This window comes from Acinetobacter sp. AOR43_HL, assembly GCF_027854635.1.
In the GTDB taxonomy this organism is placed as follows: Bacteria; Pseudomonadota; Gammaproteobacteria; order Pseudomonadales; family Moraxellaceae; genus Acinetobacter; species Acinetobacter pittii.
In genome coordinates, this window is record NZ_JAKTHX010000032.1 from 333568 (window position 1) to 353984 (window position 20417).

Here is a 20417-nt window from a genome sequence, read left to right on the forward strand (position 1 = left end):
TCTTTTCACTATAGTCTATTGTGTCTCACAGAAATCTACAATTTGAATCTATGAGACACGCCCTTTATTTACAGGCTCTTGCTTAGCATTAAGAGGGTTTCTTACTCAGCTTGAGTAAACGCGCATTTGAGCCATCTTCAATCACCCAAATCGAACCATCTTGTGCTTCATGCAACCCACGAATACGTTTTTTCATATCCAATCTTTGCACTTCTTTCACGGGCTTATGCTCTAAATCCACCACAATAATCGCTTCGGAAGATAACCCGCCAATTAAGGCTTTATTTTGCCATGCAGGAAATTGTTGTCCGCGATAAATGATCATACTCGATGGAGAGATAACAGGAGTCCAGTCAATTTCGGGTGCTTTAAACTCTGGCCGAGTGTGATGATCTGGAATAGGTTGGCCCGAATAGTGGTCTCCATTTGAAACGATTGGATAACCATAATTTTCACCTTTGGTAATAATATTAAGCTCATCACCACCTTTAGGCCCCATCTCAACCACCCACAGCTGTCCTTGGCGGTCAAAAGCCATACCTAACGGGTTACGGTGTCCCAGTGACCATATTTCAGCAGTGACCCCGCCTTGCTTATAAAAAGGGTTACCTACAGCCGCGGTGCCATCCTCATTTAAACGCAAGATTTTACCTAAGTTACTTTTCATGTTTTGGGCAGGATCAAACTTTTGTCGCTCACCTGAACTGACCCACAGCTTACCATCTGTACCAAAAAGCATGCGATGTCCATAATGGCCTTGTCCCGAGACTTTAGGTACTTGCTGCCAAATCTGCTTTATATCGGTGAGTTTTGGCTGATTAGGATGAGATAAATCTAGTTTCGCACGTGAAATCACTGCACCAGATCCACCTTGCCCTTTTGTAGCATAGCTGAGATAAACCCAATGATTCTTGGCAAAGTCAGGGTGTAAAATGACATCTCCTAAACCACCCTGTCCTCCATAGTTCACCGCTGGAACACCTTGCACGTCCAACATTTGCTTATTTTTTGGGTTAAAAATTTTTAATTTACCTTGCCGTTCGGTCACTAATAAACGCTGATCAGGCAGACTGGTCACAGCCCAAGGCTCATTAAAATGTGAGACTGCTTCAACCTGATAAGTTTGTTTGATGGCAACAGACCGATCTGCTTTTGCAGTCGTATTTTGCTCAGGATTTTTTGAATTGGTATTATTAGACCCACAGGCCATTAACAAAAAAAAGCTACTACATAATAAGGGGACTGCTAATCGTCTCATCATTTTTATCTCCTTTGTTTTTATTGTTATATTACGGAGATGAGCAAAAAAATTACGATAAAAGTGTTACTTTATTATACGCTGTAATCAAACATTCTCTTTTAAGACTAAATTAGCGCACCCAGCGTACAATATAATCTTCAAGATCATCTTCATGGACATCAACTTCAGAAATACAACGTCCTGCAACTGACTTTTTCGCTTTAACCACGCTTTGTCTCGAACCCGTATTTAAATAATGCCAAGAAGGTAAATTCTTGCCTTCATTCAAGCGCTTATAGGCACAGCTTGATGGCAACCAGTGGATTGTTTTTAAAGACTCTACCGTTAATTGTAGGCAGTCAGGTACTTGCTGCTGACGATTCGGATAATCCGTGCAACGCCCTGTACCACAATCAAGTAACTTACAGGCCACTTTGGTATAAGCCACCTCATGCGTATCTTCATCTTCTAGTTTTACCAGACAGCACAAACCACAGCCATCACATAAAGCTTCCCACTCAGCCTGAGTCAGTTGCTCTAACGGATAGTTTTTCCAAAAGAGTGGTCGAAGTGAGGTCTCGGTAGACATAATCTTTTAACAGCTGATGAGATAAAACGATGTATCAGTATAGCATTGAAGTGGTCTGTACTAAAAAAGAAGCTGTATTTATGACATCACAAAATGATTGTTTAATATACATTTCAACCACATAAACGACACATTCCGAGTAAAAAACACGCTATATAGTTAAATGACAATGAAAAATAAGGAGGACAGCATTATGTTCCGTTGGGCGATAATTTTTGCAGTAATTGCACTCATTGCCAGTCTATTAGGGTTTGGTGGTGTTGCAGGGCTATCTAAAGACTTTGCCGTGATTTTATTAGTTGTAGCTGTAATTCTAGCTGTAATTGGGTTCATTTCTCGAGGCCGAACTTAATTTAATCATGATCACATAAAAAGAAGGAACTAGTTTCCTTCTTTTTTTATTGCTTATAGCTTTGTATCTTTTTCTTTTGATGTAGATTTTTACATAGTTATTTATTTTAGCTCTTAATTTTTATGCTTTAATCAAGCGTATTTAAATCGATTTAAATTTCAGGATTAATGTCATGAGTACTGCAATTAAAACCCGTGAAATTCAATATACTGCACCAGATGGTAGCCATTTAATTGGTTACTTTGCGGCTCCAGATAGCGAAACACCTGTTGCGGGTGTGATTGTTGCTCCTGAGTGGTGGGGACGTAACGAATATACAGAGCAACGCGCACGTGAACTTGCTGAACACGGCTATGCTGCGCTTGCAATTGATATGTATGGTGATAAAAAAGTTACAACGACCGCAGCTCAAGCCTATGAATGGATGATGCAGACATTTGAAGAGTTAGACACGGTGACTGATCGTGCCAATGCTGGGCTTCAAACTTTAGCTGCTCAGCCGGAAGTAAACAGTGAGAAAATTGCTGCTGTCGGTTACTGCTATGGTGGTAAAGTCGTATTAGATCTTGCGCGTTCAGGTGCTCCACTAAAAGCAACTGCAACTTTCCATGGCACATTAACGCCTAAAGTTCCTGCTCAAAAAGGCGACATTCAAGGTGAAGTTTTAGTTCTACATGGTGAATTAGACAGTATGGTCACCTTAGAAGATGTTGCTAATTTTGAAAAAGAGATGCAAGCTGCTGAGGTTAAACATGAAGTAGTGGTTTTAGAAGGTGCTAAACATGGCTTTAGTAACCCGCTTGCCGATGAAAGAGCTAAAGCGAACGGTGTGGACCTTGGCTACAATAGCGAAGCGGAAAAACAAGGCCTTGCTAAAATGTACGCTTTATTAGATCGTACTCTAAAATAAAAGAAGCAAATTTGGAGCAAATGATTTTTTTGCATTTGCTCCCTTAAATGTTTATGACTTTGCAATATTTTTACTGTATTTTTTAAACCATACTTCAATAACTATACTCCCGTTGAGCTAGAGCAAAGCCTAGTCTTATTTCCCGCACTCGGGGTTTAATGGAATAACATGAGAGGATACAACAATGACTGACAAAAAATGTCCGTATTGCGAATTTGATGAATATGACATCATTGATAAGAATGAATTTGCCGTAATTTTGCCTGATTCTAATCCGTTATCTAAAGGCCACTGTGTAGTAACACCACTGCGCCATGTTAGTTCTTTTTTTGACATTACATCTAAAGAACATCAAGGCTTGCTTACACTTCTTGAAATTGCCCGTCATGAAACCCAGCTTCGTCATCAACCAGATGGCTTTCATATTGGCTTTAATGATGGTGAAGTTTTTGGAAAAACTTCAGATCATTTCCACATTCATGTCATTCCTTACTATAAAAACCAGCCGTTGAAACTAGATCAACTTTGGGGTGTACAAAAGGATTAATTCTTTTTACCCATAGAACAGGGACTACATTTTTGATGTAGCCCCTGTTTTTATATGTCCATTTTCTTCGTTTGCTTTAAACAAAATTTCACCCAAATTTCAGCTATAATTTAGCCCTTACTTCTCTTCTATAGCTGTTCATGCCTGAATTTTCTTTTTCTGATGCCCTCTTAAACTGGTTCGATCAACATGGTCGTCACGATTTGCCTTGGCAAGTTGCCGATGATCCGTACAAAGTTTGGGTTTCTGAAATTATGCTACAACAGACTCAGGTGAAAACGGTCTTGCAATATTTTGACCGCTTTATGGAGCGCTTTCCAACGGTAGACGCTTTAGGTCATACAACTTGGGATGAAGTAGCACCTTATTGGGCTGGCCTCGGTTACTACGCTCGTGCACGCAATTTGCATAAAGCGGCTGGTCTTGTCACGCAGCAAGGTAAATTTCCTGAAACGCTAGAAGAATGGATTGCACTACCTGGCATTGGTCGCTCTACCGCAGGCGCGCTCATGTCTTTAGGTTTACGTCAGTACGGCGTCATTATGGATGGCAACGTGAAACGCGTTTTAGCTCGCTTCTTTGCTATTGAAGATGACTTAAGCAAACCACAACACGAACGTGAAATGTGGAAACTCGCTGAAGAGCTTTGCCCTACACATCGCAACCATGATTACACGCAAGCGATTATGGACTTGGGTGCAACCATTTGTACTCCTAAAAAACCGCTATGTTTATATTGTCCAATGCAAGCTCATTGTCAGGCTTATCAGCAAGGGTTAGAACAAGAATTACCTTTTAAAAAACCGAAAAAAACACCACCTGTTAAAACAGCAGATGTTCTTATTATTCAGTGCGAAGGTGAATGGTTCTGGCAACAACGTCAAGCTCATGGTCTATGGGGCGGTTTATTCTGTTTACCTATTTTAGAAAATGAACATGAACGACTGAGCATAAGCCAGCAATATAAATTACAGCCTCATGCACAAACTTTTCAGATCAGCCATAGCTTCACTCATTTCACATGGTTACTTAATGCTCACGTGTTCCACGTGGAACCTGATCAAAAAGAACATCTGGCTATTGAACTTGAAGGTCAATGGTTGAGTCCGGAACAAGCCATTGCCAAAGGTGTTCCAACCGCTATGAAAAAATTGATCTCGACAAGCCGTTCATGACATAGTGAGTAAAATAATTTTGATATGGCTGTGACAGGGAGTATTTTGTGCGACGTTTTGTTTCTCATTTCTCACTTGGTTTTCTGATTATTCTTTTGGCTGCCTGTGCCAGTACACCTAAAAAACCTGCCCCACTTCCACCTGCTCAAGTCATCAAACTCAAAAGTATGCAGCTTCCAAGTCGACTACCTGTACCTGTAAAAGGTATTGACCGTGATGAATTAAAAGACACATGGGGAGCTGCTCGGAGTCAGGGTCGTAGTCACGAAGGAATTGATATTTTGGCTCCACGTGGAACCAAAGTGTACAGTGCAACCGAAGGACTCGTTGCAGATCTTCGTAATAATAACCTCGGTGGCAAAGTCATCTGGATTTTAGGTCCAGCCGGGACATGGCATTATTATGCTCATCTTGATGGTCACAAACGTGGCTTAAATGTGGGTGACTATGTCAAAAAGGGCGACCTCATTGGCTATGTCGGCAATACGGGCAATGCACGTTATACTTCACCTCATCTTCATTATGGTCTTTATCTAGATGGTAAAGGGCGTGGTGCTGTTAATCCTTATTCATATTTACGCTAGGAACATTTTATGTCGGAAGCGCTGATCAATCGCTTAGTAGAGTTTGCCGAGTCTGGTAACCAGCAAAAGATCGTTTTAAATGGCAATAGCTATCAAGGCTGGATCATGGAAATCAGCGATGATGCCCTACTGATCAGTACCGGTTTTTCAGACAAAGTCGGCAAAGACTTTTGGCTGAAGTTTGAAGACTTAACACAAGCAGAACTGTATTATTGGGATACTCGCCCAAATGAATGGGTCTTATTTAAACTTTAAAATTCTAAGATAAATATAAGGAGCATTATCATGAAAACTCAACGTTGCGGATGGTGTTCCGACGATCCACTCTATATTGCTTACCATGATGAAGAATGGGGTAAACCCGAACACGACGAAGCACGATTATTTGAAATGCTCTGTCTTGAAGGTCAGCAAGCGGGCCTTTCATGGATTACCGTATTGAAAAAAAGAGAAAGCTATCGTCAGCATTTTTTTAATCATCCGATTGCAGACATTGCTTCATTTACAGATGATTTTTTAGAACTAAAATTATCTGATGCTGGCTTAATTCGTCACTTGGGGAAACTCAAAGCCATTCGTGATAATGCTATTGCTTGGCAAGCGCTCAAAGCACAAGTTGGTGATGTTCCTACATGGCTTTGGCAGTTTGTAGATGCAGCGCCACAAAACAATGATGTTGTAGATTATCGTAAGGCCCCTGCTCAAACCGAACTGAGCGTAAAACTTTCCAAGACACTTAAAAAGAATGGTTTCAAATTTGTTGGCCCAACCACCTGCTATGCTTTTATGCAGGCAGTAGGCATGGTCGATGATCATGAAAACGATTGCCAATTTAAAGCTTCATAACCCACCAGAACGGTTCAAAGCCGCTTAAGGAGTTTCCGATGAGCAATAATACGATTCAAGCTTATGCTGCAATGCAGGCAGGTGAAAAACTGGTTCCCTATCAATTTGACGCAGGTGAATTACAACCGCATCAGGTTGAGGTAAAAGTTGAATATTGTGGTTTATGTCATTCTGATATTTCTGTTTTAAATAATGAATGGCGTTCGACCGTGTACCCTGTGGTTGCAGGTCATGAAATTATTGGACGAATTGTTGCTTTGGGCTCAGAAGCCAAAGGTCTACAAATTGGGCAACGTGTCGGCATTGGCTGGACGGCTGAAAGTTGCCAAGCCTGCGATGAATGTATTGGTGGTCAGCAAGTACTGTGCACGGGCGGAAGTGTTGCAACAATCGTAGGACATGCGGGTGGCTTTGCCGATAAGGTCCGTGCAGGCTGGCAGTGGGCTATTCCCCTCCCTGAAAATTTAGACGCTGAAAGTGCTGGTCCTTTACTTTGTGGCGGAATTACCGTTTTTGATCCACTACTCAAACACAAAATACAGGCAACGCATCATGTCGGTGTAATTGGTATTGGTGGTTTAGGTCATATCGCCATTAAGCTACTTAAAGCATGGGGCTGTGAAATCACTGCTTTTAGTTCTAATCCTGACAAAACAGAAGAACTCAAGGCAATGGGAGCGGACCATGTAGTGAATAGCCGCGATACAGAGGCAGTAAAAGCTCAAAAAGGTAAATTCGATTTATTGCTAAGTACCGTGAATGTGACTCTAAATTGGTCTGCTTTTATTGCAACACTGGCACCAAACGGAACCTTACATTTCTTAGGTCTTACGCTTGAGCCTGTTCCTGTTTCTGTTGGCTCTCTTATTGGTGGTGCCAAGTCAGTGACTGGTTCACCTACGGGTTCACCTGCTGCACTACGTCAACTTTTAAAGTTTGCTGCACGCAAAAAAATTGCACCTCAAATTGAGCTATTTCCAATGTCACAGCTCAATGAAGCAATTGAACGTCTACACTCAGGTCAGGCACGCTACCGCATTGTACTTAAGGCAGACTTTGCAGAATAAGGCTAACTCACTGTTTTAATCTGTTGCCGTGACCAGTCCGCTAAGTCTTTAATTGCTTGGCGGACATCTGCTGTTAACTCATGACCTGCATTTAAACGAATAAAATGTCTATAGCGTTCATCCTCACCAAAAACATGCCCGGGAACTACGGTAATTCCGTGAGATTTTGCAGTGTAATAGAGCGCCAAACTATCTACAGTTTTAGGTAACTGCATCCATAAGGCATAACCCCCTTCTGGTTGGCTAAGTGCAATTGGAACACCTTCAAAGGCATTTAAAATACAACTACGATACTCCTCGACTTGCCGCATCAAATTCGGTCTTAACTGCTCTAAATGCTCCCTGTAACCACGACTATAAATAAAATCAGCTAGGCCTAATTGTAGCGGTGTATTGACCCCTATATTACTGGCTACCAGCTCAAGCCTTAAATGCTGTAGCTTCGCGCTTAAACAGAACCACCCTACGCGATACGCACTCGACAATGACTTAGAAACCGACCCACACCAAATTACATAGCCTTCACGGTCCCAATAGCGTATAGGCAATGGTCGCTCACCGCTGTAGCCACACTCTCCATAAATATCATCTTCGATAATAAAGCACTGATACTTTGCTGCTAATTCGGCAATCTTTTGTTTTTCTGAATTACTTAAACAATATCCCAATGGGTTCTGATAGTTGGCTGTCATTAAGCAAACCTTAGCCAAACCTTGCTTCATAAATGATTCTAAGCGCTCAAGATCGATACCACGATGATGCGCTGGAATTTCAATAATCTGCCGTTTTAAACTGGCTATAAGCTGTAGTTGTCCATTAAAAGTAGGCGTCGGAATTAAAATACTATCGCCTACTTCTGTTAGATGTTGAATCACCAAAGACAAAGCAGGCATGCAGCCATTGGTAATAAAAATATCTTCTGCCGCGATAAAAATTCCATCTTCACGCCAATGATCAGATAACGCTTTTCTTAATTGCTCATGTCCTTGTTTATTACAATAAAGAAAGTCTTGAGGCTGACAATTTTTTAAAGCCCGTTGAATAGAACGACGTAAACCTTCCACAGGAATAAAATGAGGCGTTAACTGAATAGAGCCTAATGGTACAAGATGGCTTTGTAAGGCAGCTTCCTGAATTTGATTATGCAATTCCAGATTTGAAACTTGTCGAGGTAAAGACAAGAAATCTGGACTTTCAGGAATAGGTCCAGATTGTGCACGAGCTACCACAAAATAACCTGACTTTGGCTTTACATAAATAAGCCCCCTCGCCTCAAGTAACTCATAACAACTTTTTGCTGTACTTAAACTAATGCTGTGCTGACGAGCAAAATCTCGTAAAGAAATAAGTTTCTGATGAGGTTTAAGCTCATCTTGATAAATACGATGTGCTAATTGATTGGCAAGAACCTGATATTGGAAAGTCATTCTGTGCTGCTTTTTTAAAAATTTCTGTATCTGTACTGGTTTATAGAACACCTTTAGGCTATAGAAATCAACTCAGAAAGTAGCAAAGTCATGAAATTAAAAGCTATATTGTTATTTACTATTGTTTTAGCTGGTTGCCAACAACAACCAAAAGATGAGCAGTACAGACATACTGTTTGCCAAAGCCTCATAGAAGGTTATTTAAAAATGACAAATCAACAAGACTATAAAATGGAGCAACGCACTGATGACGAGACCAATGCGATTTCTCATTATCAATATAAACGGAATAGCTCAAATGAAGTTGTAATGGTGAACTCGGTTTATTCGACTTTATATTTTAGCTGCCGAGATCATCAAAAAAGCTATTTTCTGTCTCAACATTCATCAGAAGGACAAACGACTCCACTTTTAGAAGTTCATTTCCCAACTGACAGTTACACTACTTTTAGAGAGCGTTTTTAAAACCGTCTTTTAACTGTTCTGCCAAAAACTCAATAAATAAACGAATTCTTTTTGGTAGATGCTCTTGTTGATAATACACAGCATGGATGCTTTGATACTGATGTTCAATTTGGTCTTCAAATAAGGCTATCAATCGCCCTTCTTCAATATCTTTCCAAATTTCAAATTCAGATAGTCGTGCAATACCATGTCCTCTAATCGTCAGCTGACGTACTGTCTCCCCACTTGATGCTTTAATTTTTGATTGCGCAAAAAAATATTCATCGCCAACTTTAATCGGCCAACTATTGATATATGCAGGTCTGGTAAAACCGATCAAATCGTGTTGTTCAAGCTGTTCAGGTTGTGTCGGTGTACCCTTAATTTCTAAATACTCAGGGCTTGCAACGATAAATAAGCGACTTTTACATACTAATTTGGCATGAAGACTTGAATCATTAAGTTCTCCGAATCGAAATGCCACATCGGTTTTATGTTGTAGCAGGTCAATCACCTGATCATTACTATTTAATTCAATTTCAATATTTGGATAGCACTCACGAAACTTATGCATTAATGGCGCAATAACGTGTAAGACAAACGGCGTTGCTGAATCAATGCGAATGAGTCCCGCAGTGCCCTGATCAGATTTTTGTAGTTCTTCTTCAGCCGCATTTAGCTCATTTAAGATTTTACGGGCCTTTACCAGAAACTGCTGCCCTTCTTGAGTGAGTTTTAATTTACGTGTCGTTCGTTCTAACAAAGTCACATCTAACTTCGCTTCTAGGCGCGTTAAAGATCGACTGACTCCTGAAGGCGTTTGTTTTAAATGTTCTGCCGCCGCAACAAAAGAGCCTGTATCAACGATTGCGATAAACGCGACCAGCTCTTCAATTGTTGATTTCATGTCTTATTCCATTATTGACTAATGATCAAAGATATTTTGCTTATTCATCTATTTTTTCGCAACAATAAAAAAAGCAAAATGCACATCAAGTTAAATGATTATTCAAATTTAGGTAAATACATGAATATCCCACGTTTTGGTCTAGGAACTTTCCGTCTTAAAGAACAAGCAGTTATTGATTCTGTTAAAACTGCTTTAGACATAGGTTACCGTGTCATTGATACTGCTCAAATTTATGATAATGAGGCAGCGATTGGTCAAGCGATTGCCGAAAGCGGTGTATCCCGTCAGGACTTATTTTTAACCACAAAAATCTGGGTAGATAATTTTGCTCAAGATAAGTTCATTCCAAGCTTAAAAGAGAGCCTACAAAAGCTTCGTACTGACCATGTTGACCTCACGTTGATCCATTGGCCAGCGCCAGATTTAGGCGTTTCAATTCCTGAAGTTATGAAGCTTTTACGTGAAGCAAAACAACAGGGCTTAACTAAACAAATTGGTATTTCAAACTTCAATATTGAGCTTACTCAACAAGCAATTGACACAATTGGTGTAGAACATATTGCAACGAACCAGATTGAGCTAAGCCCTTATCTTCAAAACCATAAGCTTGTAAATTTCTTACAAGAGAAGAACATTGATGTCACTTCATACATGACGCTTGCCTACGGCAAAGTGCTTCAAGACCCAGTTCTCGCTGAAATTGCAGCAGCGCATAAAGCAACGACAGCGCAAATTGCACTTGCATGGGCATTGCAACGTGGTTTTGCAGTTATTCCATCTTCGACTAAACGTGAAAACCTGATTAGCAACTTAAAAGCACAGGATATCGAGTTAACTTCAGCTGAAATGCAAATGATTGCCGAACTTGATCGTAACAGTCGTGAAGTTAGCCCAGAACCATGGGCACCAGTTTGGGACTAAACTCATGAACACTCAATCAAATACGGCGTTCTCGTTATTGGCATTGGCAATTGGTGCCTTTGCCATTGGCACCACTGAATTCTCACCAATGGGATTGTTGCCGAATATCGCTAATGATTTAGGGATTTCAATTCCAACGGCCGGTATGTTAATTACAGGTTATGCACTTGGTGTCATGCTAGGTGCCCCATTCATGACCCTATGGTTCGGTGGTTTTGCACGCCGTAATGCGCTTATTTTGCTGATGGCGATCTTTACGGTAGGTAACCTGATAGCGGCATTTTCACCAAGCTATATGAGCTTATTAGGTGCACGTCTCATCACAAGCTTGAACCACGGTGCCTTCTTCGGGATTGGCTCTGTTGTAGCGGCAAGCATTGTACCCGCACATAAACAGGCCAGTGCTGTAGCAACCATGTTTATGGGTTTAACCATTGCCAATATTGGTGGTGTACCGTTAGCAACATGGGTTGGGCAAAACATTGGCTGGCGTATGTCTTTCCTTGCGATTTCTTTGCTTGGTGTAATTACCATGCTGGCTTTATGGAAAGCGCTCCCTCAAGGTATGGTTGCCCAAAAACCAAATGTGAAAGCTGAGTTGAAGGTATTAACGCGTACTCCTGTGGTCCTTGCGCTACTCACCACCGTACTCGGTGCAGGTGCAATGTTTACGCTCTACACCTATATTGCGCCAAGTTTGACTGAGTTTACCCATGCTTCACCGACTTTCATTACGTTCATGTTGGTGCTGATTGGTGTCGGTTTCTCAATTGGTAACCATTTAGGCGGACGTTTTGCAGATTTGTCCATTAACAAAACTTTGATTGGTTTCTTGGTTCTGTTGATTGTGATGATGGTGACTTTCCCAATTCTTGCACAAAGCCAGATTGGAGCAGCCATTGCATTAGTGATCTGGGGTGCAGCAACCTTTGCTTTAGTACCACCTTTGCAAATGCGTGTAATGTCAGTCGCTCATGAAGCACCAGGACTTGCCTCTTCAGTGAATATTGGTGCGTTTAACTTAGGTAATGCCGTAGGTGCAGCAGCAGGCGCGTTAGTACTCGATCTAGGTTGGGGTTATAGCGCAGTATCTTTTGCTGGCGCATTGTTGGCAGGGTTAGGTTTGTTATTGGTTTTATTTCAAATCAAACGCGAAAGCAGCCCTGCACAAGCTTTACAGCAATGTTCAGATTAATAAAAAAGCGCCTGATCTCAGGCGCTTTTTTTAAGCTATTTATTTTAAAATATCTGGTAATTTAGGGTGTTCATAAATTGGACTGGTCACTTCCCGCTTCATTTTAAGCAGCATCTGATAAGGTTGCTGTTGAACAAACATATTTACAAAGCTCAACGGAATTGCACCAGCAGGATCAGCATAACCACTGGTCGTTACTTTCACCTTATTATTTGCAAGTTTCTGGAATGTCCAATCCCCTTCATAGCGTGTTAAGCGCACTACATCAGGTTGTATCGGATAATTTCCGCTAATTGCAGTATTTTTAATTGTCACAACACCATTTGCGGCCTTGCTCATTTTTCCCTTTACAACGACATCACGATCTTTCAAAGGAAACGGAAAATCCAACACCATATACAGTGTGAACTCACCTTTTTTCTCATCTTGAGACAACATTTCAACTTTGCCCATATAAGGCACCCACTGGTCAGCACGATTTACATCTAAAATCACAGCAACAGCGCGTTCAAGTGGCACATCAAATGTCGTTTCAGCCTTATATTGAAAGACTGGATTATCAGTTTTTTGATAGGTCCAGACTTTAATATTATTGCGGTCTAAGCTGAGTTTAGCTTTTTCTGTAGAAGCAGCCCCCGTCCAGAGGCTGCTTAAGCAAAGAAGAGTGGTCAAGGCAATTTGTTTTTTATTCATGTTCTGCTCTATCTTGTTTTTCTCGCTACACATGGAATACGTACAGGGTTTTATACCTGTACGTCGTTCAATCCTAAAACATCTTTCATGTCATATTTACGCGCTTCACGGCCCACAACCCATGCAGCAGCTCGTACTGCACCAGCAGCAAAGTTCATACGGTTAGTCGCTTTATGAGTCACTTCAACACGCTCACCTTCACCAATAAACATGACAGTGTGTTCGCCAACGATGTCACCACCACGAATGGTTTCAAAGCCAATCGTTTGACGGTCACGTGGGCCTGTATGCCCTTCACGGCCATACACAGCAACTTCTTTTAAGTTACGACCTAAAGTATCTGCAATTGCTTCGCCCATCATTAATGCTGTACCTGACGGCGCATCTACTTTATGACGGTGGTGAGCTTCAATCACTTCAATATCTACTGTATCGCCAAATACTTTTGCTGCAAGCTCAAGTAACTTGATTGATACATTTACGCCCACTGAATAGTTCGCAGCGTAAACCACAGGGGTATGTGTAGCGACTTCGTCTAACTCAGCTTTTTGCTCATCTGACATACCTGTTGTACCAATAACCATGGCAACCCCAGCTTCACGACAAAGCTTTAAATGCTGAGCAGTTGCAACTGGTGCAGTAAAATCAATGATTACATCGCAGTCTTTAAGAACTTCTGCCAAGTTTCCTGAAACCTTCACACCCACTGAACCAATACCAGCAAGCTCACCTGCATCAGTGCCCACTAAACTACTTTCCGGACGCTCTACCGCAGCAGCTAATTGATAGCCTGCCTGTTGAACTGCTTGAATAAGCGTACGGCCCATACGACCGCCTGCACCTAAAATACCAATGCGTGGAGCTGCTGACATAATCTTCCCAATCTTCGGTTTTACGTAATTTACCTACTATATCAAAACTCTTTGCTCATCTTAAAAAGTAAAAATTATTTTTTGAGTTAGGACGAAATTTAATCTGTTTTCACAAAAGTTAAAGAATTGATCGGCAGACTACGGAGCCACGAATGAGAAAAAGATGACTATAAGGAGTTCAGCATGCATTCGAGAATTATTGGCTTTACAGTGATGATGGGGATTATGAGTTCAGTGGCATTTGCAGAGCCTGCAATCCAGCCAGGAGACACATTAGAAAGCTTATCTAAAGCGCGCATTACAACAAACGTAAATACTCAAACAGCAACGCCTACAGCTCAAACTGTAGCAACTGATGCCAACACTGACGTTAAAATTGAAGATATTGACCCAATTATTGGCGAAACAGCAGCAGAGGCACCAAAAGTAGCTGTACAGGCAGAAGCAGTAGCCGCACCAGTGATCGAAAATGCTCCTACTCTTGCTTCTAGCGAACCGACTGTCAGTGTTAATGATATTGATGTTGCTCACCCTACAGAGTAAGCAGACGTAATTTTCTTTTAAGCAGAATAAAAATAATAAGATGAATCAGCGCAATAAAAAGGCGGATATTTTATCAATATCCGCCTTCTTTTTAATTTCTTGTCTAATCAAGCATTAATCGAACAAACGATCAAAGAATGATTTTTTCTTCGGTGAAGAAGCACTGTCTTCGCCATCAAAAGAAGCTTGCAACTCTTTAAGTAATTCACGTTGGCGAGAATTTAAGTTGACTGGTGTTTCTACCACAATACGGCAGAGTAAATCACCCACCATGCTGCTACGTACTGGACGAACGCCTTTGCCACGTAAACGGAATAATTTACCTGTTTGAGTACCCTCAGGAATTTTCAGGCTAACACGGCCTTCCAAAGTTGGAATTTCAATTTCCTTACCAAGTGCAGCATCAGCAATGCTCACTGGTACGTCCATATAAAGATCTGCGCCATCACGTTGGAAAATTTCGTGTTCACGAACGACGACTTCAACGTACAAGTCACCTGATTGGCCATCACGAATTGCTTCGCCTTTACCACTCAAACGAACGCGGTCACCATTATCTACACCCGCTGGAATTGTAACTTCCAACGTTTGCTGGCGATCGGCAACACCTGAACCATGACATGCCTGACAAGGGTTTTTAATAATTTTACCTTGACCACGACACGTACCACATGTTTGTTGTACAGAGAAGAAACCTTGCTGCATACGAACTTGTCCTGAACCATGACAAGTTTTACAGGTTTCAACATCTTTTGGATTTTTAGAACCTTTACCATCACACACATCACATGGTGCTGGAGCAGTAAAGGTAATGGTTTTTTTAACCCCTTTTACAGCTTCTTCAAGGGTAAGTTCCATTACATAGCGTAAATCTGATCCGCGACGTTGACGCTGTTGACGCCCACCACCACCGAATGCGCCACCGAAGATATCACCGAACTGGCTAAAAATATCTTCTGCACTAAATCCGCCGAAGCCACCACCGCCCCCGCCAAAGCCACCTTCGAACGCATTATGTCCCATGCGATCGTACATGCTACGCTTTTCGCTGTCCGATAAAACTTCATAAGCTTCAGCAGCTTCTTTAAATTTCTCTTCAGCTTCGGCATTGTCAGGGTTTCTATCAGGATGATATTTCATCGCCAATTTACGGTAGGCTTTTTTGATCTCATCATCACTTGCGGTTTTTGAAACGCCTAAAACCTCATAATAATCACGTTTAGCCATTTTTGGCGGTGCTCCTCACGGAATTTTATCAATACTCTATTGCCGACTAAATGGGGGGCTTTAGCCGAATTTACAAGGGGGAAATGTTTAAAAAATAGATATATTAAAAAACTGCCTTATTTTTTAAATATTTAGACAAGCCTTTTAACCATGCATTTAATAGAAATAACCACGCAATAGCGCTAAAAACTACGCCAGCAACCGTAGAGGCTGTGACCCAAAGATTACTATCCCATGCAAAGAAGAAGAGCGGAATAAACCAGACAACAGCAAAAATTGCCATAAATAGAAATAGAATAGCATTGCGCATAATCCATAGCGCATGCGCATGAATCCAAACTTCTGCATTATCTACAACTGCCACTTTACGAGCGACCAAATAAGCAAAGGCCGCAAAAATAACCGTAAACAATGCAAGAAACATGAACGCATAAGAAATTACTATATAGCGGCGATGCTGTTCGATATGGTCTTGCCCCATCTGTATTTCACCTCAATTCACTGCATTTTGCCTATTTTTTATGCAGCGAAATAATCCTGTATTTTTTGTGTAAAGACAGGTGCTACTATATTGGAGTTTTCAATATTTCGCACCTTTATTCACAAAAAATTTATGTATTTTATGCGGTTTTTTTCACCTTAAACCACGCTGCATACAGTGCAGGTAGGAAAAATAATGTCAGTAAGGTGGCAACAATCAAGCCGCCCATGATCGCAACAGCCATCGGACCAAAGAAAATACTTCGCGAAAGTGGAATCATGGCCAGAACAGCGGCTAAAGCAGTCAAAATAATTGGACGGAATCGTCGCACTGTCGCTTCAATAATTGCTTCCCAAGTTGGATGTCCCGCTTGTCGGTCCTGCTCAATTTGATCAATCAAAATAAGCGAGTTACGCATGATCATGCCAGAGAGCGCAATTGTGCCTAACATGGCCACAAAGCCAAATGGTTTGTTAAATAACAGTAAGAATAAAACAACACCAATTAAACCCAGTGGAGCTGTTAACAACACGATGGTCGAGCGAGACAAGCTTTTGAGCTGAATCATTAGTAATGTCATGACCACTGCCAAGAAGAGTGGCATACCCGCATTCACAGAATCTTGCCCACGTGCAGACTCTTCTACGGTTCCACCCACTTCAATGAGATAACCACTTGGCAATTCAGCACGTAACTTATCCATTGATTCAGCTAACTCACCCACAACGGTAGCAGGCTGTAAATTGGTACGAATATCTGCGCGAACAGTAATCGTCGGTAAGCGGTTACGATGCCAGATCAAACCATCTTCAAACTTATACTCAATCTTCGCGATTTGAGCTAAAGGTACAGTGGTTCCATTGTTCGTTGGCACAGCTAAGCTTGCCAGTGAAGCCACTTCAACGCGCTCTGCTTGGTCCCCACGTAAGCGAATTTCGATGAGTTCACGCTTTTCACGATATTGCTCAATCGCACTACCTGTAATTGATGCATTAATGAAGTTCGCTAAATCCAGACTAGAGACACCCATTTGTCGAGCACGGTCTTGATCAATTTGAATGGAAATGATCTTACTTGGCTCGCCCCAATCTAAATGCACATTGGTGGTATTCGGGTTTTCACTCATTACTTTAGCGACTTGCTGCGCTTCTTTACGTACCAGATTTAAATCTTCACCTGACACACGATATTGCAATGGATAACCAACAGGTGGGCCATTTTCAAGTAATGACACACGAGTACGGACTTGTGGGAGTAACTGCTTAATTTGTGTTTCTAACGAACGACGAATGTCATCACGATCATCAAGCGATGATGCGAGTACAACAAACTGAGCAAAGCTGGCTTGCGGTAATTGCTGGTCTAAAGGCAAATAAAAACGTGGTGAACCTGTCCCTACATAGGCCACATAGTTATCAATACCTTTTTGTTTAGACAAGAATTTTTCAACCTTTTTCACAGCTTGTTCTGTTGCTGTTAAAGAAGCACCTTCTTCAAGCTTTAAATCGACTAAAATCTCGGCACGGTTTGAAGGCGGGAAAAACTGCTGAGGTACCATCTTAAACATCAGCACAGAGAGTACAAAAATCCCCACTGTCGTTGCAATCACGGTTTTACGATAGGTCACACAAAACTCGACCATCTTTCTAAAACGTAAATAGAAACTAGATTGATAAGGATCGTAATGATGGTCCTGTGAAATTGCCACAGTTTGCGGTTGCGTTTTTTTCGTTAATCTTGCCCACAAACGGACATACCAAGGGGCCTGATGTCCTAACTTGGTAAAGTCTGGTAATAGCTTTTCACCTAAATAAGGTACGAATAAAACTGCCGCGATCCAAGACACCAATAAAGCAATGGTCACGACCTGAAAAATAGAGCGTGTGTATTCGCCTGTACTAGACTGAGCCGTAGCAATCGGTAAAAAACCTGCCGCAGTGATAAGTGTTCCGGTTAACATTGGAAATGCTGTGGTTTTCCACGCAAATCCGGCGGCTTTAATTCGGCTATAACCCTGCTCCATCTTAATGGCCATCATCTCGACGGCGATAATGGCGTCATCGACTAACAGACCTAACGCCAAGATCAAAGCACCAAGTGAAATCTTATGCAGTCCGACATCGAATAAACTCATACCGGCAAAGGTCATTGCTAAAACTAAAGGAATAGAAAAAGCGACCACCAATCCCGTACGGAAGCCTAAAGAGAAAAAACTCACTAACAAGACAATAATGACTGCTTCAGCGAGTACCTTCACAAACTCATGAATACTGCGTTGTACTGCTACAGGTTGGTCAGAAACTTTTTGCAATTTCATGCCGAGTGGCAAGGTCTTTTGCAGTTGGGCAAATTCTGTTTCTAGATTTTTACCAAGGGCAATAATGTCACCGCCCTTACGCATCGAAACGGCAATGCCAATACCATTTTCACCCATGAAACGCATACGTGGTTGAGCAGGCTGACTAAAACCACGATAGACATCCGCGACGTCACCAAGCTGGATGGTTTTATCTCCGACCAATAAAGGTGTTTTTTTAATTTCATCAATGTTTTGTAGATGACCACTTACTCTAATTTGAATACGGTCTGTACCCGTTTCAAAAAAGCCCGCACTTGCCATACTATTTTGCTTTTGTAAGGCTTCTTGAATCGCTGTAACTGGAATTCCGAGCTGCACCGCTTTAGTGTTAGAAATCTCAACCCAGATTTTTTGATCTTGCAGACCAATCAATTCGACCTTACTGACATCTTTGACTCGTTGAAGCTGTAATTGCAAACGATCTGCATATTCTTTCAAAAGTGCATAGTCAAAGTCTTTGCCTGTCAGTACATAAATATTACCGAAAGTGTCCCCAAATTCATCGTTAAAAAATGGGCCTTGTACACCGTTTGGCAGTTCATGGCGAATATCATTCACCTTCTTACGAACGTTATACCAAACGTCAGGGATCTGTGCCGATGTCAGCGAGTCCTTGGCAACAAACGTAACCATCGACTCCCCCGGGCGGGAGTAAGCCATGATCTTGTCATACTGCCCTGTTGTCATCAGTTCCTTTTCGATACGGTCAGTCACCAGCGTTGAAACTTCTTTCGCTGTTGCTCCCGGCCAATAGGTTTGTACGACCATGACTTTAAAGGTAAATGGTGGGTCTTCACTTTGTGAGAGTTTTGAATAAGAGATCGCACCGATAATGCCAAGTAACAGCATAAAATAAAGGACGATACCTTTATTATTTAATGCCCATTCCGAGAGATTGAATTTCATGGCTGGATTGCTCCCTGAATTTTCACCGCACGGTTTTCACGGTCAATCGGATGAATCTTCTGCTTATCGCGTAGCAAATGCACACCACCAATCACCACCCAATCATTTGGTGTTAAACCAGATAGCACGGGTACACTGTCTCTGCCATATGCACCAACCGTTACAGGTACTTTACGTAAAGTCTGATTCGCATTAACAACCCAGACATAAGGCTGGTTATCTGTTGCTGAAACGCTCGAAAGTGGCACACTCATCACGTTGGTTTGAGTTGAGGTAAAAAATACGCGTGCACTTTGTCCAAGTTGGATAACAGACTGCCCTTCTTTGAGTGCAACTTTCACTGTAAAGGTACGAGACTGATCCGCTGCCGGAGAAACTTCGCGTACATATCCGGCAAACCTTTCATTCGGTTTAGACCACAAGGTGATCCAAGCGCCTTGACCAACTTTAATCTCGGCAACTGCTTGTTCAGGAACACCAATAACAACTTCACGCTCTCCATCAATTGCCAGTTGATAAGCAGCTTGTCCTGCTGCCACGACTTGTCCAATTTCTATGTTTCGCGCTGTAATAACACCATTTTTGTTAGAAACGAGTTGGTTATAACCAGTTTGGTTGGCAGAAACCTCATAGTTAGAACGAGCTTGTTGTAATGCCGCTTGTGCCGCGTCATATTGATTTTTTACAGTGTCATACTGCGAACGGCTCACTGCATTAATCGGGAGTAATTGTTGAAAACGTTTAAGTTCATCTGCTGCTGTTTTTGCCGAAGCCTGTGCATTATCCAGTTGGGCTTTAGCAGCATTTAATTGTAACTGAGCATCTGCCACATCGAGTTTTGCTAATACTTGTCCAACTTTAACTCGGTCGCCTACATCCACATAGCGCGCCGTAACTTGTCCACCAACCCGAAATGCCAAAGCCGTTTGTTGTCTAGCCTGCACATCCCCTGCATAGCTTTTTTGTTCATTGAGTGTGGTTAATGGCTGCGCCACCATCACATAGGGTATTTCTTCTGTTTTGGGTGCTTCTTTACTGCATCCCATTAATGTGACCGTACAAACAATCACCATACTCATGATGAGAGGTTTTAACAGATTCATATCTTATCGCTCTTATTCAAACTGAT

Annotated in this window: 22 protein-coding genes; 12 read left to right on the top strand and 10 right to left on the bottom strand. The window is 41.7% G+C overall.

Annotated elements, in window-relative coordinates; all coding sequences use genetic code 11:
• Positions 1-88 precede the first annotated feature (88 nt).
• Both MKL33_RS16770 and MKL33_RS16775 read right to left on the bottom strand, forming a co-directional pair.
• Positions 89-1261: a PQQ-dependent sugar dehydrogenase gene (locus MKL33_RS16770; RefSeq protein WP_182917723.1), complete on the bottom strand. Its 1173-nt coding sequence runs from the start codon at positions 1259-1261 to the stop codon at positions 89-91.
• 109 nt (positions 1262-1370) lie between these two features.
• Positions 1371-1829, bottom strand: coding sequence for a YcgN family cysteine cluster protein (locus MKL33_RS16775; protein WP_002119281.1), 459 nt, complete (start codon positions 1827-1829; stop codon positions 1371-1373).
• 193 nt (positions 1830-2022) lie between these two features.
• Here MKL33_RS16775 and MKL33_RS16780 point away from each other — a divergent pair, with 193 nt between their 5' ends.
• The 8 genes from MKL33_RS16780 to ahr all read left to right on the top strand — a co-directional run bounded on the left by MKL33_RS16780 (position 2023) and on the right by ahr (position 7310).
• Entirely contained in the window at positions 2023-2181 is a 159-nt protein-coding gene (locus MKL33_RS16780; RefSeq protein ID WP_002053759.1) for a DUF1328 domain-containing protein, read from the top strand.
• A 172-nt stretch (positions 2182-2353) separates the two neighbouring features.
• The gene (locus tag MKL33_RS16785) at positions 2354-3091 is read left to right on the top strand and encodes a dienelactone hydrolase family protein (protein WP_202733077.1); all 738 of its coding nucleotides are present in this window, start codon (positions 2354-2356) and stop codon (positions 3089-3091) included.
• 184 nt (positions 3092-3275) lie between these two features.
• A complete protein-coding gene (locus MKL33_RS16790) occupies positions 3276-3638 on the top strand; it encodes an HIT family protein (protein WP_002119132.1) in 363 nt (120 codons plus the stop codon).
• 140 nt (positions 3639-3778) lie between these two features.
• Positions 3779-4813, top strand: a complete 1035-nt coding sequence (gene mutY / locus MKL33_RS16795; protein WP_270907379.1) for an A/G-specific adenine glycosylase — start codon at positions 3779-3781, stop codon at positions 4811-4813.
• Positions 4814-4860: 47 nt separating this feature from the next.
• Positions 4861-5397, top strand: a complete 537-nt coding sequence (locus MKL33_RS16800) for a M23 family metallopeptidase (protein ID WP_270907380.1) — start codon at positions 4861-4863, stop codon at positions 5395-5397.
• Between the two features lie 9 nt (positions 5398-5406).
• The gene (locus tag MKL33_RS16805; protein WP_005066589.1) at positions 5407-5652 is read left to right on the top strand and encodes a hypothetical protein; all 246 of its coding nucleotides are present in this window, start codon (positions 5407-5409) and stop codon (positions 5650-5652) included.
• 30 nt (positions 5653-5682) lie between these two features.
• Positions 5683-6243: a DNA-3-methyladenine glycosylase I gene (locus tag MKL33_RS16810; protein ID WP_005066585.1), complete on the top strand. Its 561-nt coding sequence runs from the start codon at positions 5683-5685 to the stop codon at positions 6241-6243.
• Positions 6244-6281: 38 nt separating this feature from the next.
• Positions 6282-7310 carry an NADPH-dependent aldehyde reductase Ahr gene (gene ahr, locus MKL33_RS16815; RefSeq protein WP_014207999.1) on the top strand — a complete coding sequence of 343 codons (1029 nt, stop codon included), beginning with the start codon at positions 6282-6284 and terminating at the stop codon, positions 7308-7310.
• Between the two features lie 2 nt (positions 7311-7312).
• On the opposite strand, the gene MKL33_RS16820 is transcribed toward ahr, so the two are convergent.
• A complete protein-coding gene (locus MKL33_RS16820) occupies positions 7313-8737 on the bottom strand; it encodes an aminotransferase-like domain-containing protein (protein ID WP_270907381.1) in 1425 nt (474 codons plus the stop codon).
• A gap of 90 nt (positions 8738-8827) precedes the next feature.
• Between MKL33_RS16820 and MKL33_RS16830 the strand changes: the two genes are divergently transcribed.
• On the top strand, positions 8828-9202 hold the full coding sequence (locus tag MKL33_RS16830) for a hypothetical protein (RefSeq protein WP_167562853.1): 375 nt from the start codon (positions 8828-8830) through the stop codon (positions 9200-9202).
• Here the strand turns inward: MKL33_RS16830 and MKL33_RS16835 are convergent.
• Positions 9186-10088 (bottom strand): LysR family transcriptional regulator, encoded by a 903-nt coding sequence (locus MKL33_RS16835; RefSeq protein WP_017399454.1) that lies wholly within the window; start codon positions 10086-10088, stop codon positions 9186-9188. The genes MKL33_RS16830 and MKL33_RS16835 overlap by 17 nt on opposite strands.
• Before the next feature lie 120 nt (positions 10089-10208).
• Here MKL33_RS16835 and dkgB point away from each other — a divergent pair, with 120 nt between their 5' ends.
• Both dkgB and MKL33_RS16845 read left to right on the top strand, forming a co-directional pair.
• On the top strand, positions 10209-11012 hold the full coding sequence (dkgB, locus tag MKL33_RS16840) for a 2,5-didehydrogluconate reductase DkgB (protein WP_270907382.1): 804 nt from the start codon (positions 10209-10211) through the stop codon (positions 11010-11012).
• Positions 11013-11016: 4 nt separating this feature from the next.
• The gene (locus tag MKL33_RS16845) at positions 11017-12207 is read left to right on the top strand and encodes an MFS transporter (RefSeq protein WP_005066574.1); all 1191 of its coding nucleotides are present in this window, start codon (positions 11017-11019) and stop codon (positions 12205-12207) included.
• A gap of 39 nt (positions 12208-12246) precedes the next feature.
• Here the strand turns inward: MKL33_RS16845 and MKL33_RS16850 are convergent, their stop codons facing one another.
• The gene (locus MKL33_RS16850) at positions 12247-12900 is read right to left on the bottom strand and encodes an START domain-containing protein (RefSeq protein WP_002119284.1); all 654 of its coding nucleotides are present in this window, start codon (positions 12898-12900) and stop codon (positions 12247-12249) included.
• Between the two features lie 50 nt (positions 12901-12950).
• Entirely contained in the window at positions 12951-13772 is an 822-nt protein-coding gene (gene dapB, locus MKL33_RS16855) for a 4-hydroxy-tetrahydrodipicolinate reductase (protein ID WP_002119175.1), read from the bottom strand.
• A gap of 183 nt (positions 13773-13955) precedes the next feature.
• On the opposite strand from dapB, the gene MKL33_RS16860 reads away from it, so the two are divergent.
• A complete protein-coding gene (locus MKL33_RS16860) occupies positions 13956-14315 on the top strand; it encodes a hypothetical protein (protein ID WP_270907383.1) in 360 nt (119 codons plus the stop codon).
• 114 nt (positions 14316-14429) lie between these two features.
• On the opposite strand, the gene dnaJ is transcribed toward MKL33_RS16860, so the two are convergent.
• The 4 genes from dnaJ to MKL33_RS16880 all read right to left on the bottom strand — a co-directional run bounded on the left by dnaJ (position 14430) and on the right by MKL33_RS16880 (position 20391).
• Positions 14430-15542, bottom strand: coding sequence for a molecular chaperone DnaJ (gene dnaJ / locus MKL33_RS16865; protein WP_002119101.1), 1113 nt, complete (start codon positions 15540-15542; stop codon positions 14430-14432).
• Between the two features lie 103 nt (positions 15543-15645).
• Entirely contained in the window at positions 15646-16023 is a 378-nt protein-coding gene (locus MKL33_RS16870) for a membrane protein (protein WP_002119294.1), read from the bottom strand.
• Between the two features lie 139 nt (positions 16024-16162).
• Positions 16163-19288, bottom strand: coding sequence for an efflux RND transporter permease subunit (locus MKL33_RS16875; RefSeq protein ID WP_270907384.1), 3126 nt, complete (start codon positions 19286-19288; stop codon positions 16163-16165).
• Positions 19285-20391 (bottom strand): efflux RND transporter periplasmic adaptor subunit, encoded by a 1107-nt coding sequence (locus MKL33_RS16880; RefSeq protein ID WP_206260455.1) that lies wholly within the window; start codon positions 20389-20391, stop codon positions 19285-19287. Before MKL33_RS16880 ends, MKL33_RS16875 begins: the two co-directional genes overlap by 4 nt.
• Positions 20392-20417 lie beyond the last annotated feature (26 nt).

Bases quoted from the DNA above. Each gene is read 5' to 3' on its own strand.
- MKL33_RS16810 (WP_005066585.1), top strand. From the start codon at position 5,683: ATGAAAACTCAACGTTGCGGATGGTGTTCCGACGATCCACTCTATATT.
- MKL33_RS16875 (WP_270907384.1), bottom strand. From the start codon at position 19,288: ATGAAATTCAATCTCTCGGAATGGGCATTAAATAATAAAGGTATCGTC.
- MKL33_RS16835 (WP_017399454.1), bottom strand. From the start codon at position 10,088: ATGAAATCAACAATTGAAGAGCTGGTCGCGTTTATCGCAATCGTTGAT.
- MKL33_RS16770 (WP_182917723.1), bottom strand. From the start codon at position 1,261: ATGATGAGACGATTAGCAGTCCCCTTATTATGTAGTAGCTTTTTTTTG.
- MKL33_RS16785 (WP_202733077.1), top strand. From the start codon at position 2,354: ATGAGTACTGCAATTAAAACCCGTGAAATTCAATATACTGCACCAGAT.
- dnaJ (WP_002119101.1), bottom strand. From the start codon at position 15,542: ATGGCTAAACGTGATTATTATGAGGTTTTAGGCGTTTCAAAAACCGCA.
- dapB (WP_002119175.1), bottom strand. From the start codon at position 13,772: ATGTCAGCAGCTCCACGCATTGGTATTTTAGGTGCAGGCGGTCGTATG.
- MKL33_RS16790 (WP_002119132.1), top strand. From the start codon at position 3,276: ATGACTGACAAAAAATGTCCGTATTGCGAATTTGATGAATATGACATC.
- MKL33_RS16820 (WP_270907381.1), bottom strand. From the start codon at position 8,737: ATGACTTTCCAATATCAGGTTCTTGCCAATCAATTAGCACATCGTATT.
- MKL33_RS16845 (WP_005066574.1), top strand. From the start codon at position 11,017: ATGAACACTCAATCAAATACGGCGTTCTCGTTATTGGCATTGGCAATT.
- MKL33_RS16880 (WP_206260455.1), bottom strand. From the start codon at position 20,391: ATGAATCTGTTAAAACCTCTCATCATGAGTATGGTGATTGTTTGTACG.
- ahr (WP_014207999.1), top strand. From the start codon at position 6,282: ATGAGCAATAATACGATTCAAGCTTATGCTGCAATGCAGGCAGGTGAA.
- MKL33_RS16775 (WP_002119281.1), bottom strand. From the start codon at position 1,829: ATGTCTACCGAGACCTCACTTCGACCACTCTTTTGGAAAAACTATCCG.
- MKL33_RS16870 (WP_002119294.1), bottom strand. From the start codon at position 16,023: ATGGGGCAAGACCATATCGAACAGCATCGCCGCTATATAGTAATTTCT.
- MKL33_RS16850 (WP_002119284.1), bottom strand. From the start codon at position 12,900: ATGAATAAAAAACAAATTGCCTTGACCACTCTTCTTTGCTTAAGCAGC.
- mutY (WP_270907379.1), top strand. From the start codon at position 3,779: ATGCCTGAATTTTCTTTTTCTGATGCCCTCTTAAACTGGTTCGATCAA.
- MKL33_RS16830 (WP_167562853.1), top strand. From the start codon at position 8,828: ATGAAATTAAAAGCTATATTGTTATTTACTATTGTTTTAGCTGGTTGC.
- MKL33_RS16860 (WP_270907383.1), top strand. From the start codon at position 13,956: ATGCATTCGAGAATTATTGGCTTTACAGTGATGATGGGGATTATGAGT.
- dkgB (WP_270907382.1), top strand. From the start codon at position 10,209: ATGAATATCCCACGTTTTGGTCTAGGAACTTTCCGTCTTAAAGAACAA.
- MKL33_RS16805 (WP_005066589.1), top strand. From the start codon at position 5,407: ATGTCGGAAGCGCTGATCAATCGCTTAGTAGAGTTTGCCGAGTCTGGT.
- MKL33_RS16780 (WP_002053759.1), top strand. From the start codon at position 2,023: ATGTTCCGTTGGGCGATAATTTTTGCAGTAATTGCACTCATTGCCAGT.